Origin of the sequence: Sneathiella sedimenti, from assembly GCF_017313765.1 — a bacterium.
In the GTDB taxonomy this organism is placed as follows: domain Bacteria; phylum Pseudomonadota; class Alphaproteobacteria; order Sneathiellales; family Sneathiellaceae; genus Sneathiella; species Sneathiella sedimenti.
In genome coordinates, this window is the sequence record NZ_JAFLNC010000001.1 from 856,288 (window position 1) to 868,744 (window position 12,457).

Annotated in this window: 13 protein-coding genes; 1 reads left to right on the forward strand and 12 read right to left on the reverse strand. The window is 57.1% G+C overall.

The genetic code is table 11. The features are described 5' to 3' along the window. Positions 1 to 84 precede the first annotated feature (84 nt). On the reverse strand, positions 85 to 1,206 hold the full coding sequence (gene ribA, locus J0X12_RS04065; RefSeq protein ID WP_207042505.1) for a GTP cyclohydrolase II: 1,122 nt from the start codon (positions 1,204 to 1,206) through the stop codon (positions 85 to 87). Positions 1,207 to 1,501: 295 nt separating this feature from the next. On the opposite strand from ribA, the gene J0X12_RS04070 reads away from it, so the two are divergent. Beyond that, positions 1,502 to 2,191, forward strand: coding sequence for a response regulator transcription factor (locus J0X12_RS04070; RefSeq protein ID WP_207042507.1), 690 nt, complete (start codon positions 1,502 to 1,504; stop codon positions 2,189 to 2,191). Between the two features lie 6 nt (positions 2,192 to 2,197). On the opposite strand, the gene J0X12_RS04075 is transcribed toward J0X12_RS04070, so the two are convergent. From J0X12_RS04075 to rpsA, 11 genes are all read right to left on the reverse strand, one after another. Beyond that, on the reverse strand, positions 2,198 to 3,499 hold the full coding sequence (locus J0X12_RS04075) for a Mur ligase family protein (protein WP_207042510.1): 1,302 nt from the start codon (positions 3,497 to 3,499) through the stop codon (positions 2,198 to 2,200). Positions 3,500 to 3,511: 12 nt separating this feature from the next. Further along, positions 3,512 to 4,465, reverse strand: a complete 954-nt coding sequence (accD, locus tag J0X12_RS04080) for an acetyl-CoA carboxylase, carboxyltransferase subunit beta (RefSeq protein ID WP_207042511.1) — start codon at positions 4,463 to 4,465, stop codon at positions 3,512 to 3,514. Between the two features lie 12 nt (positions 4,466 to 4,477). Beyond that, positions 4,478 to 5,296 (reverse strand): tryptophan synthase subunit alpha, encoded by an 819-nt coding sequence (trpA, locus tag J0X12_RS04085; protein WP_207042513.1) that lies wholly within the window; start codon positions 5,294 to 5,296, stop codon positions 4,478 to 4,480. After that, complete coding sequence (gene trpB / locus J0X12_RS04090; RefSeq protein WP_207042515.1) at positions 5,293 to 6,504, reverse strand: tryptophan synthase subunit beta; 1,212 nt, start codon at positions 6,502 to 6,504, stop codon at positions 5,293 to 5,295. Before trpB ends, trpA begins: the two co-directional genes overlap by 4 nt. 27 nt (positions 6,505 to 6,531) lie before the next feature. Then, on the reverse strand, positions 6,532 to 7,185 hold the full coding sequence (locus J0X12_RS04095; RefSeq protein ID WP_207042517.1) for a phosphoribosylanthranilate isomerase: 654 nt from the start codon (positions 7,183 to 7,185) through the stop codon (positions 6,532 to 6,534). Position 7,186: 1 nt separating this feature from the next. Continuing rightward, on the reverse strand, positions 7,187 to 7,897 hold the full coding sequence (gene pyrF / locus J0X12_RS04100; protein ID WP_207042519.1) for an orotidine-5'-phosphate decarboxylase: 711 nt from the start codon (positions 7,895 to 7,897) through the stop codon (positions 7,187 to 7,189). A gap of 111 nt (positions 7,898 to 8,008) precedes the next feature. Next, positions 8,009 to 8,947 carry a bifunctional Delta(1)-pyrroline-2-carboxylate/Delta(1)-piperideine-2-carboxylate reductase gene (gene lhpI / locus J0X12_RS04105; RefSeq protein WP_207042521.1) on the reverse strand — a complete coding sequence of 313 codons (939 nt, stop codon included), beginning with the start codon at positions 8,945 to 8,947 and terminating at the stop codon, positions 8,009 to 8,011. 6 nt (positions 8,948 to 8,953) lie between these two features. After that, on the reverse strand, positions 8,954 to 9,334 hold the full coding sequence (locus tag J0X12_RS04110; protein ID WP_207042523.1) for a LapA family protein: 381 nt from the start codon (positions 9,332 to 9,334) through the stop codon (positions 8,954 to 8,956). Between the two features lie 70 nt (positions 9,335 to 9,404). Continuing rightward, entirely contained in the window at positions 9,405 to 9,689 is a 285-nt protein-coding gene (gene ihfB / locus J0X12_RS04115) for an integration host factor subunit beta (RefSeq protein WP_207042525.1), read from the reverse strand. Between the two features lie 54 nt (positions 9,690 to 9,743). Beyond that, positions 9,744 to 10,649, reverse strand: coding sequence for a signal peptide peptidase SppA (gene sppA, locus J0X12_RS04120; protein ID WP_207042527.1), 906 nt, complete (start codon positions 10,647 to 10,649; stop codon positions 9,744 to 9,746). Positions 10,650 to 10,705: 56 nt separating this feature from the next. Next, positions 10,706 to 12,445 (reverse strand): 30S ribosomal protein S1, encoded by a 1,740-nt coding sequence (gene rpsA, locus J0X12_RS04125; RefSeq protein WP_237687940.1) that lies wholly within the window; start codon positions 12,443 to 12,445, stop codon positions 10,706 to 10,708. Positions 12,446 to 12,457 lie beyond the last annotated feature (12 nt).

Genomic DNA, 12,457 nt, shown 5'->3' on the forward strand with positions numbered 1-12,457 from the left:
CCAAAACGACCCGCAAAAATCGGGGTTCTATCGGGCAAGAACACGGAAATGGCGGCAAAAATTGCCGACTAGGGGCGATATTCCCTATAGATAATGCCCACTGCGCTTTTTCTTGGTGGCAAGATAAAGCTCGTTATGGGTGTTGGAGGGGAATTTGTGGGACACCCGCTCAGTGATCGCGATGCCATGCCGTTCCAGACCCTCGACCTTTTCCGGATTGTTGGTCATCAGCCGGATTTTCTTGAACCCGAGCAATCTCAACATCTCCGCAGCGGGTCGGAATACCCGTTCATCCGCATCGAACCCGAGCCGTTCATTGGCATCAATTGTATCAAAGCCCTGTTCCTGCAGCTTGTAGGCCCGCAGTTTGTTGATCAAGCCGATGCCGCGTCCTTCCTGCGCGAGGTATAGGAGAACGCCGCCGCCTTCCTCAGCAATAGCTTTCAACGCCCCGCGAAGCTGTTCCCCGCAGTCACATTTGAGGGACCCGATCAGGTCTCCTGTAAAGCATTCCGAGTGCAGCCGCGCCAATACGGGTTCGCGCCGGTTGGGATCACCAACAACGATTGCCAGATGCTCGATCCCGCCGTCTTTCGGACGAAATGCGTGAAAGGTTGAGTTCTCCGCCGCCTGAAGAGGCACACGCGCGGAAGCAACCGGCGTTAACTGGAGCGCAGCGGTATCTTCAAAGGCGAGAATGTCGTCAATAGTGACAATCGACAGATCATGTTCCGTCGTTACATCCGCCACCCTGTCAATTGGCAGCGCCGCCGCCAGGACCGAGGGGAGGAGGCGGCCAAGTTTGGCCAGCTTGATCGCCGCGGACACCGTCGGCGGTAATCCCTCTTTCAGCCGGGTAAAGGGGCCGCGAAAGGGCTGGTCGAGATCGTGGACCGCATCGGCAAGCGCGCGCATCAGCGGCGCATCCATCCAATCCTCGATCACCAAGCGGATAGTGTCGTCCCCTGTCGGCTGGATGTGGAGCACATTGGCGCGATGGGCCGTGAGCGCCAGGACCGGCTCCGCGCCGCTTCGCGTGGCAAGGGTTTCCAGTTCCGGGTCGAAGGCCATTTCTGTGGCGAGCACGAGTGAGGCCTCACCATCACCTTTCACAACGACGCTCAGCCCGCGGCGTAAGTCCGCGATGGCGCGATCAACAGCACGCAGCCGTTTGAGCTCGGTCTTGTCTTTGTTATTGTTACTCATATTGTTCTGTTTTCCGGTGCGCGAGTTCAGCGATGCATCAAGATTATTAGCAGGCGATGGTGGCGGGCCGCAATTGTTATATTATCACAATCGCCCATGACCAGCATTTTTCCGCCGCGTCTCACTTAAAATGGCGGGTTGTCGCGGTTAGTGCCTCGCAGACCTTCACTTTAACGTGAATAGTTGCAGCTAACTGTCCTACTTGCCCTTGAATACCGCCATATGATACCAACTTTTAAGGCTGGAGAGCCATACAGGATGGTCGACCGGACAACAGCAGTGGGGAAATACGCAAATGACGGGCGGTAAAAAGATTCTTCTGGTCGATGACGATAATGCGTTGCGGGAAACACTGGCTGAGCAACTCGACCTGCATGAGGAATTCCTGACCCATCAGGCGGCAACGGCATGCGAGGCACTGGACAAGATCAAGAAGAGCCATTTCGACCTGATCCTGCTAGATGTCGGCCTGCCGGATATGGATGGACGCGAGGCTTGCAAACTCATCCGCAAGACCGGTAACAAGGCGCCAATCATTATGCTGACGGCCCAGGACAGCGACAGCGACCAGATTCTCGGCCTTGAGTCCGGGGCCAATGACTATGTCTCGAAACCCTTCCGCATCGGCGTACTCCTTGCCCGTATCCGGTCCCAACTCCGCCAGCATGAACAGAGCGAGGACGCTGTCTTCACCATCGGACCCTACAGCTTCCGACCGGCGGGCAAGCTGATGCTGCACAAGGAAACGGCGCAAAAGGTCCGGTTGACCGAGAAGGAAACAGCCATACTGAAATATCTCTACCGTGCTGGAAAAAAGGTCGTGACCCGCGATATCCTGCTGAATGAGGTTTGGGGCTATAATGCCGGGGTGACGACGCATACGCTGGAAACGCATATTTACCGACTGCGCCAGAAAATCGAGACAGAGCCATCGGATGCCAAAATCCTGATTACCGAACCGGGTGGCTATCGCCTGGTTCCCTGACCCGCCTTACCCATTCTCCCTGAGAACCTGACCGGCGAGGTAAAGACTCCCCGCAATCAGTAGACGACAGGGTTTTTCCCGCATGGTGGGCCTTAATGCTTCCACGGCCGCCATCAGGGACGGCATTTCTGACATATCCAGCCCGACCGCGCGGGCCATATTGGCGAGATCCGCGGCGGGTGTGGCCGCCGCTTCCTCGGGGATAGTAATGCAATGCCCTTTCTCCATCACCGGGGCAAGCCGGGAGAAGAAGGATTTCTGGTCCTTGGTGTTCAGCATTCCGGCGATGAGATAGCTGGACTTCGGGTCTTGCCGGTTCCAGCTTGCGAAACTTTTCGCGATCTGCTCCCCGGCTGCCGGATTATGCCCGCCGTCGAGCCAGACTTCTACATGGGCGGGCAGTGCCTCCACGATTGGCCCTTTTGACAGGCGCTGCATCCGTGCCGGCCACTCCACGCGTCGCAGGCCCTCACTGATCGCCGCGTCGGAGACGGTAAATCCACCAATATGGTGGAGGCAGGCAACCGCCGTTGCCGCATTGTCGATCTGGTGAGTGCCGTGTAGCGCAGGCTCGGGAAAGCCACGGGGACCCTCCGGTCCGTCATACTCCCAGCCGTCCGTTGTTTTCCGGCAGGACCAGTCTTCCCCATGTATAAAGGACGTGGACCCCAGCTTTTCTGCGGTTTTACGCAAGACATCCAGCGCCACTTTCTCCTGTGGACCGATCACAACCGGCACTCCGGCTTTAATGATCCCGGCCTTTTCCCCGGCAATCCCGGCAAGATCGGTACCTAAAAACTCCGCATGATCATGGGAAATGGGCGTAATCGCCGTGAGGGCCGGACGTGCCACCACGTTGGTGGCGTCATAGCGCCCACCAAGCCCTGTTTCGAGCAGGAGAATATCCGCCGGTGTCTCGGCAAAGGCCTTGAACGCCGCGATAGTAGTAATCTCGAAATAGGTAATCGGGGTATTGCCATTGGCGGTTTCGCAGGACAGGAGAAACTCGCTCAACGTCTCCTCATCAATGATTTTCCCGGCCAGACGGATACGCTCGGCAAAGCGCACCAGATGCGGCGAGGTGTAGACATGCACCCGGTAGCCTGCGGCCTCCAGCATCGCGCGAAGATAGGCGAGCAGGGAGCCCTTGCCGTTGGTTCCCGCCACATGAACAACAGGGGGCAGCCGTCGTTCCGGATGATCGAGCTTGGCAAGGAGCGGCAGCATGCGATCGAGGGTGAGGTCGATGATCTTCGGGTGCAGCGTCATCAGCCGCGCCAGAATCCGATCGCTGTTGGTTCCGGTCACAATGGGTTCGGTCTATTTTTTGCCGGCGCTGGTGGCTTTTTCGTCCGGCGCCTTATTAGAGTCAGAAGATTTGCCAGTTTTCTTGCCGTTACTCTTCATCACCGCGGGCGGCAGTTTCAGCTTTGTGCCTAGCAAATCGATCACCCGACACAGGGTTTCGCGCATTTCCTGGCGATGCACGACCATGTCGAGCATGCCATGCTCCAGCAGGAACTCCGCGCGCTGGAACCCGTCGGGCAGGGTTTCACGGATCGTTTCCTCAATCACGCGGGGACCGGCAAAGCAGATAAGCGCGCCCGGCTCCGCAATCTGGATATCCCCCAGCATGGCGTAAGATGCCGTGACCCCACCTGTTGTCGGGTCGGTGAGGACCACGATAAACGGCAGGCGGCTTTCTTTTAGGCGCTGGATCGCGACTGTCGTGCGCGGCATCTGCATGAGGGAGAGTATCCCCTCCTGCATCCGGGCGCCCCCGGCAGCCGAAAAGAGGATCAGCGGGGCTTTCTGCAAAATTGCGAGTTTGGAGGCGGCGACAATGGCCTCTCCCACGGCCAATCCCAAGGATCCGCCCATGAAATCGAAATTCTGCACAGAGATAACCGCCGGGTTGCCACCCATCTTACCATGGGCGACCTTCATCGCGTCGACATCACCGGTCTTGTTGCGGGCATCCTTCAACCGCTCTGTATAGCGTTTGGAATCACGGAATTTTAACGGGTCAACCGGGACTTCCGGCAGTTCGATAAGATCGTATTTCGCGTCATCGAACAGCGCCTCGAACCGTTCTTTCGGCGAGATACGCATATGGTAGTCGCAATGGGTGCAGACATTCTGGTTGGCTTGCAGGTCGTTATGGAACAGCATCTGGCCGCAATCGGGGCATTTAACCCAGAGATTGTCGGGGGTATCCTGTTTCGTTGTCAGTTGCCGGAATTTCGGCAGGACCTTGTTCGTCAACCAGTTCATGTTTGTGTCCTGTTACGTCTTTTTTACGCTGCGGATACCCGCTGAAATCTCGCGCGCCAGTTCAAGCACCCGATTTACTGAATCCTTATCATTGCTGCCGAGGGCAACTTGCTCAACAAGAGCAGTGCCGACAACCGCACCGTCGGCTATTTTCGCTATTTCCGCAGCCTGCGCCCCGGTGCGAAGGCCAAATCCCACTGCTATCGGCAGATCCGTCGTCTTGCGGATCCGGGTGAGGGCGGTTGCAACATCGCTCGCTTTTGGCGCCGCGGCGCCTGTGGTTCCGGCAATAGAGACATAATAAAGGAAGCCGGATGAATTGGCGAGAACCTTCGGCAGGCGTTTATCGTCGGTGGTCGGTGTCGCGAGGCGAATGAAGTTAAGCCCGGCCTCGCGCGCGGGAAGACAAAGTTCCTTGTCCTCCTCGGACGGAAGGTCAACGACAATCAGCCCATCGACCCCGGCGCTCGTTGCATCCGTGAGAAACTGATCGACCCCATAGCTATAAATGGGATTATAATAGCCCATCAGCACGATCGGCGTGTCGTTATCGTCCTGTCGAAACTCGGAAATCAGTTTCAGCGTCTTCTTCAAGGTCATTCCGCCGGCGAGCGCACGAAGCCCCGCCTGTTGGATCGCCGGGCCATCAGCCATTGGGTCGGTGAAGGGCAGCCCGACCTCGATAATATCCGCTCCGGCACCGGGCAGCCCCTTTACAATCTCAAGCGCGGCATCATAATTCGGGTCGCCCGCCATGACATAGGTGACAAAGGCAGCGCGCCCTTCGGCTTTCAAGGCCTTGAAACGGCGGTCAATACGGGTATCACTCACAACTCAACTCCCAGCGCATCGGCAACAGTGAAAATGTCCTTATCGCCCCGACCGGAGAGATTGATTACGATGATATGATCCTTCGGGAGGTCCGGCGCGAGCTTTTCAAGATAGGCAAGTGCATGGGCGCTCTCGAGTGCGGGGATAATTCCCTCCAGCTTGCAGCAAAGCTGGAAGGCGTCCAGTGCCTCCGCGTCCGTCGCGTTTACATATTTGACCCGCCCGATGTCATTAAGCCAGGAATGCTCGGGCCCGATACCGGGATAGTCGAGTCCTGCGGAAATGGAATGCGCCTCCAATATCTGGCCGTCGTCATCCTGCAGCAGATAGGTGCGGTTACCATGCAATACGCCCGGTCGTCCGCCTTTCAGAGACGCCGCATGTTTATCGGTATCGATACCGTGGCCCGCGGCCTCGACACCGATGATCTCGACCTTTTCGTCATCCAGAAACGGGTGGAACAGGCCCATTGCGTTTGATCCGCCGCCGATGCAGGCAAGCAGCGTATCTGGCAGCCGCCCTTCCGCTTCCATGATCTGGCGGCGGGTTTCCTCGCCGATCACGCATTGAAAATCGCGGACCAGTTCGGGGTAGGGATGCGGTCCCGCAACCGTGCCGATGATATAGAAGGTATCGTCCACATTCGTCACCCAGTCACGAAGGGCTTCGTTCATCGCGTCCTTTAGGGTACGCGCGCCGGATTTGACGGGAATGACGTCTGCGCCCAGCAATTTCATGCGGAAAACGTTAGGTTTCTGCCGCTCGATATCCGTTTCGCCCATATAGATTGCGCATTCAAGACCAAACCGCGCGGCGACAGTGGCTGTGGCAACCCCGTGCTGGCCTGCGCCGGTCTCGGCAATGATGCGTTTCTTGCCCATGCGCCGGGCAAGCAGGATCTGGCCCATGCAGTTGTTGATCTTGTGTGCGCCGGTGTGGTTCAGGTCTTCGCGCTTGAGGTAGATTTTCGCGCCGCCGTAATGCTCGGTCAGCCGCTCGGCAAAATAAAGCGGGGATTCGCGGCCGACAAAATTTTTCAGCAGGCCGGAAAGCTCCTTGGCAAATTCGGGGTCCTTTTTGGACGCCTCATAGGCGGCATCCAGTTCGAGGATAAGCGGCATCAATGTTTCAGCGACAAATTGCCCGCCGAATATACCGAAATGACCGGTTTCGTCCGGGCCGGTGCGATAGCTGTTCAGTTTCGCCATGGTCTGGTTTGCCTCAAACTTCCTAATTTATGCATCAATGGCGGCAACCGCCGCCATAAAGGCCTCAATTGCCGCCGGGTTCTTGCGTCCGGGCTCGAACTCGACACCGGAGGAGGTGTCGACAATCTTTGCGCCGGAGATACGGACCGCCTCGGCGATATTCTCCGCGGTGAGCCCGCCCGCCAGCATCCAGGGGCTGCTGATAGTTGCGTTTGCCAGCAGATCCCAGTCAAACGCCAGGCCATTGCCACCCGGCAGGGCGTTTTTCATGCTTTTAGGCTCTTTCGCGTCAAACAGCAACATATCGGCGACACCGTCATAGCGGGCAATCTCATCAAGAGAGGCAGCGCTGTCAATCTTGATCGCCTTGATCACCGGCAGGCTGTAAGTATCCCTGATTTCGCGCACCCGTTCCGGCGACTCCGATCCATGAAGCTGTATCCAGTCTAGTGATACGGTCGTAAGGACGTCACGGATCAGCTTTTCATCCGGATCAACAAACAATCCCACCTTCTTGACATGGGACGGTACCTTTGCGGTAAGCAAGGCCGCCTCATCGGGGGTAATATTGCGCGGGCTCGGCCCGTAAAAGACAAAACCGACGAAGGCCGCTCCATTTAGGACAGCAGCCTCAACGGCGGTAACGTCACTGAGACCGCATATTTTTGCCTGGATGGTCATTTTAGGCAGCAATATCCCCGACAATTGCGCTGACGGCGGCGGCGGGATCCTCTGCGCCCGTGATCGGGCGGCCGATCACCAGGTAAGTTGCGCCGTCGGTCATTGCCTCTATGGGGGTCTTCACTCGCTTCTGGTCTCCATGATCGGTGCCTATGGGGCGGATACCGGGTACCACCAGCTTGAAATCGGGTCCGCAAACCCGGCGCAGCGCCTGAATTTCCTGTGGGGCGCATATGACGCCGTCGGCGCCATTCTTTTGCGCGAGTTCCGCAAGGCGCAGGACCTGGTCTTTCGCCGGACTGTCGACGCCAACCGCGTTCAGGTCCGCATCATCCATGCTGGTCAGCACCGTCACGCCGAGAATAAGCGGGCGCCCTTCACCAAATTCGGCGGAGGCATCGGCTGCCGCGCGGATCATGGCGGGCCCGCCGCTTGCGTGAATGGTGAGCATGGTCGGCTTGATAAATTTCGCCGCGGCGCGTACGCCGCCTGCGACCGTGTTCGGGATGTCATGGAACTTGAGGTCGAGAAACAGAGGGGTCATCTCGCCCGCGACGGCCATGACGCCTTGCGGTCCATGAGAGGTGAAAAACTCCTTGCCGAGCTTGATGCCACCAGAAATGGGAGCAATCGACTTGCCGAGCGCGATCGCCGCGTCAAGGTCGGTCGTATCAATGGCTGTGAAAACGGCGTTTTGCGGCGTCAGTCTCATGGCAGGGCCTCCTGTTTTCTGAGATATAGGCGAATTCAGCGGCGATAATAGAGGCTTTTGCTAAAATGAAAAGCGATAGAGGCGCAAATTACCGAATTTTCAGGTGAAAATCTAACGATTTGCCTGATAGGCAAGAATGGCGGCGGCAAGGTCCTCCAGCGCGGCGCCGGTCGACTTGAAAAGGGTGATTTCATCAGCCGACTCACGACCCGGATGAATGCCGCGACAGAGATCATAGAGGTCTGCCCGGATATCCCCCTCTTTTATAATGCCGGATTTCAGTGGCTGGACAATATCCCCCGCCTCGTTGAGACCGCCTTCCCGAGTATCTACAAAAAGACTCGCAATACCGACGGCAGCATCGTCGCTTTCACGCATGGCGGGCGTGAAGGCCCCGACCAGATCGAGGTGCGCGCCCGGTTTCAGCCAGTTGCCCTTGATCAGCGGCTCGGTGGAAAGCGTTGCGCAGGAAATGACGTCGGCGGTGCGCGCGGCGGCTTCAAGGTCGGTCACAGCCTGAGCCGAAAACCCTTCTTGTGTCAGCTCGGCCGCAAGTTTCTCCGCCTTTTCCGTTCGGTGGTTCCAGATAGTGACTTCCCTGATATCCCGCACGGCGGCATGTGCGCGGATCAGGCAGGGCGCCATGGCGCCAGCCCCCACCATCAGCATTTTTGAGGCATCTTTCCGCGCGAGATAGGAGGCGGCAAGCGCCGATGCGGCGGCGGTCCGCCGGGTTGTCAGCTCGCCCGCGTCCATCAAGGCAAGGGCGCTGCCGTTGTCCGCATCGAAGAGAAGATAGGTTCCCTGAACGGAGGGCAGGCCTTTCTCGCCATTTTCAGGCATCACTGTCACGGTTTTGAGCCCGAGAAATCCGCCAGATTGCCAGGCGGGCATGATCAGCAGCGTGCCCTTGCGCTCATTTTCCGGGTCTAGCCCGTGGTGATGGCGCAGCGGTTGGGTGCAACCGGAGACAAACATATCCCTGAGTGCATCGATCAGCGCCGGGTAATGGAGCGCGGCGGCAATTTCGGAATTTTCAATGATCCGCATTCGGGATTACGGGCCTGTGTGATGCTCAATCTGGGGTTTATCGGTAATGGGCGGCGCGAGAGCGTCGGGCGTCGGGCCGTTGCTGCCGCGTGCACGGGCCTCTTCCAGGTCGCGGGTGAGTGCCATGTTCCTGCCCTTCAGTTCTTCTACCTCACGCTTGTGAACGCGATTTTCATGGCGAACCCCATGTCCTCGGAGCCAGGTCACGACGGAGCCGATAATCAGGCCGATAAAGCCCGCCGCCAGCAACAGGCCAAAAAGTGGCAGGTCAAACGCGAAAGGGAGCGGGTCGAGAGAGAAGGTCACTGTCTCCCGATTGGCGATGCTCAAGGCGGCTATCACCAGAGCGATAACAAGAAACAATATCCAGGATATAAATTTCAACATGGACGGCTTTCTGGTTCAGATATGGGTTTCTGCCAGACTAACGAAATTTAAAGTCAAATGCGATCTTTACTTACCCTTCGGTGTTCAGCCGATCACGCAAATCTTTTCCGCATTTAAAATAGGGCACATATTTCTTATCCACCTGCACAGCCTCCCCGGTGCGCGGATTACGGCCGACACGTGCGGCGCGTTCCTTGGTGGAAAATGCCCCGAAACCACGAAGCTCGACCCGGTCGCCGCGTGCCAGAGCATCGGAAATTTCGTCAAATATGGTGGTTACAATACGCTCCACATCGCGCTGGTACAGATGGGGATTATTTTCCGCGATGATCGCTATAAGTTCAGATTTTATCATTCGACACTCCCCGTCACGAAAATATTATATCGATTATCTGTCATTTTCCCGATTTCAGTCAGGTTGCCAAAGGGAAAGCAGTCCGTCAAGTGTAAGTCTTTCTGATAAAACGCTTTTCCCCATCATTTCCCCCAAAAGCCTTGCAATCAGAGGTTTTGGTTCGCTGTAATCGAGGGTACGGAGCGGCAGTCCGGCGGGAATCTGTTTCTCCGATTCCAGCCAGCTTTGCGCTTCCGTGATGCCACCGATCTCGTCAATCAGGCCGTTTTTCACCGCAACAAGGCCGATGACGACCCGACCGTCAGCAAGGGCGCGGACGTCATTTTCCGCCAAAGGACGGCGTGCCGTCACCAGGGAAACGAACCAGTCATAGGTGGCGGTGACCATGTCCTGCAGGTTTTCGCGACCCGCTTCGGATATCGGTTTGAAGGGCGAGGGCTCGCCTTTCAGCGCACCGGAGGTGATGGCAGTCGCACTTACGCCGACTTTTTTCATCAGTTCGGAAATTTCCGTCAATTGCACGATCACGCCGATGGAGCCGACAATGGAGGATTCGCCCGCAAAGATACGGTCCCCGGCAAGTGCCGTCATATAACCACCAGACGCGCCCACCGTGCCGATCACCGTCACCACGGGCTTGGTTTCCGCCACCCGGCGCAGAGCCTTGTAGAGCCGTTCGCTGCCATAGGTGGAGCCGCCGGGGCTGTTGATATAGACGACAAGCGCCTTTGCAGAGGGATCGGAGATAACAGTGTCGATGACCTCCTGACGGCGGTCATTTTCGACGATAATTTCAGTTACATCGAGGCGGGCGACGTGGTCGGTGACCTCTTCCGCGCTCATCTCGTTGAAAATCCAGACGCCAAGGATAATGACCAGCAGGATTGCCAGCAGGCGCCAAAAAGTCAGGCGCCGCTTGAGACGGCGCCTGATGTCGTAGTTTTCGCTATCGACAGACATTATCAGCCTCTCGATGGATGTAATGAAGGTCGATAGCGATTTTGGTCATGGCCGGATTACCCGTCCGTCTTGTCGTCGGAACCTGTGTCGTCATCTTCGTTGGCCTTACGCATGGCCGCACCGAGGATTTCACCCAGAGACGCACCGGCATCGGAAGAACCGTACTGTGCAACGGCTTCTTTTTCTTCCGCAACTTCGCGTGCCTTGATCGACAGGGTAACTTTACGGGTCTTGTTGTCGATAGCCGTGATCTTGGCGTCGATCTTGTCGCCAACCGCAAAGCGGTCAGGACGCTGCTCGGCGCGATCGCGGCTCAGCTCACCCTTGCGGATGAAACCGACAACGCCTTCGCTGATTTCAACATCAAGGCCGGCATCCTGAATCTTGGAAACCGTACAGGTTACGACGGCACCCTTCCGCATTTCAGCCGCGCCAGCGAATGGATCTTCGCTCAGCTGCTTGATACCAAGGCTCACGCGTTCCTTCTCAACATCGATGTCGAGAACTTTCGCCTTTACCGTATCACCCTTCTTGTATTCCTGAATGGCTTGCTCACCTGGCTGTGTCCAGTCGATGTCGGACATGTGGACCATGCCGTCAACGTCATTTTCAAGACCAACAAACAGACCGAATTCGGTGATGTTCTTGACAACACCCTCGATTTCCGTGCCAACCGGCGTCGTCTGGGCGAAGCTGTCCCATGGATTATCCATGCACTGCTTCAGGCCAAGGCTGATGCGGCGGCGAGCCTGATCGACTTCCAGGACCATGACTTCCACTTCCTGGGAGGTGGAAACGATCTTGCCCGGATGAACGTTCTTCTTGGTCCAGCTCATTTCGGAAACATGGACAAGGCCTTCAACACCGGCTTCGAGTTCAACAAACGCACCGTAGTCGGTGATGTTGGTGACACGACCCGTGAATTTGGCGCCAACCGGATATTTCGCTTCAAGTGCTTCCCAAGGATCTTCCTCAAGCTGTTTCATGCCGAGGCTGATACGCTGGGTTTCCTTGTTGAGGCGGATAACCTGAACCTTGACGGTCTCGCCAATGGTGAGGGCTTCCGACGGATGGTTGACCCGGCGCCATGCGATATCGGTAACATGGAGCAGGCCATCGACACCACCCAGATCGACGAATGCGCCGTAATCGGTGATGTTCTTGACCACGCCTTCCAGCGTCTGGCCTTCTTCGAGGGTACCGATCAGCTCGGAACGGGCTTCGGCGCGGCTTTCTTCCAGGACGGCGCGGCGGGAAACAACGATGTTGCCCCGGCGACGATCCATTTTCAGGATCTGGAATGGCTGTGGAATACCGCGGAGCGGTCCGATGTCACGAACCGGGCGAACGTCCACCTGGCTGCCGGGCAGGAAGGCCACAGCGCCGGAGAGGTCGACCGTAAAGCCGCCCTTGACGCGGCCAAAGATGATTCCGTCAACCCGCTCGTTATTGCCAAAGGCAACTTCGAGTTTTTCCCAGGCTTCCTCGCGGCGGGCCTTGTCACGGGAGAGGACTGCTTCACCGGCAGTGTTTTCAATTCTTTCAAGAAATACCTCGACCGTGTCGCCGATTTTAAGGTCTGCTTCCTGGCCGGGGGCGGCGAATTCCTTCAGGGGAATGCGGCCTTCGGACTTCAATCCGACATCAATGATGGCAAGATCGTTTTCGATATTGATAACGGTGCCTTTGATGACGGTGCCTTCGAGGCTGTCGCTGGCGCCATAGGATTCGTCGAGAAGAGCTGCGAAATCCTCAACAGCGGGCATGCCTTCATCGGCAAGAGATGTATCTGACATATTTGATTTCCT

Excerpts from the sequence above, each read along its gene's own strand:
- ribA (WP_207042505.1), bottom strand. The coding sequence starts at position 1,206 with ATGAGTAACAATAACAAAGACAAGACCGAGCTCAAACGGCTGCGTGCT.
- J0X12_RS04070 (WP_207042507.1), top strand. The coding sequence starts at position 1,502 with ATGACGGGCGGTAAAAAGATTCTTCTGGTCGATGACGATAATGCGTTG.
- accD (WP_207042511.1), bottom strand. The coding sequence starts at position 4,465 with ATGAACTGGTTGACGAACAAGGTCCTGCCGAAATTCCGGCAACTGACA.
- trpB (WP_207042515.1), bottom strand. The coding sequence starts at position 6,504 with ATGGCGAAACTGAACAGCTATCGCACCGGCCCGGACGAAACCGGTCAT.
- J0X12_RS04095 (WP_207042517.1), bottom strand. The coding sequence starts at position 7,185 with ATGACCATCCAGGCAAAAATATGCGGTCTCAGTGACGTTACCGCCGTT.
- pyrF (WP_207042519.1), bottom strand. The coding sequence starts at position 7,897 with ATGAGACTGACGCCGCAAAACGCCGTTTTCACAGCCATTGATACGACC.
- lhpI (WP_207042521.1), bottom strand. The coding sequence starts at position 8,947 with ATGCGGATCATTGAAAATTCCGAAATTGCCGCCGCGCTCCATTACCCG.
- J0X12_RS04110 (WP_207042523.1), bottom strand. The coding sequence starts at position 9,334 with ATGTTGAAATTTATATCCTGGATATTGTTTCTTGTTATCGCTCTGGTG.
- ihfB (WP_207042525.1), bottom strand. The coding sequence starts at position 9,689 with ATGATAAAATCTGAACTTATAGCGATCATCGCGGAAAATAATCCCCAT.
- sppA (WP_207042527.1), bottom strand. The coding sequence starts at position 10,649 with ATGTCTGTCGATAGCGAAAACTACGACATCAGGCGCCGTCTCAAGCGG.
- rpsA (WP_237687940.1), bottom strand. The coding sequence starts at position 12,445 with ATGTCAGATACATCTCTTGCCGATGAAGGCATGCCCGCTGTTGAGGAT.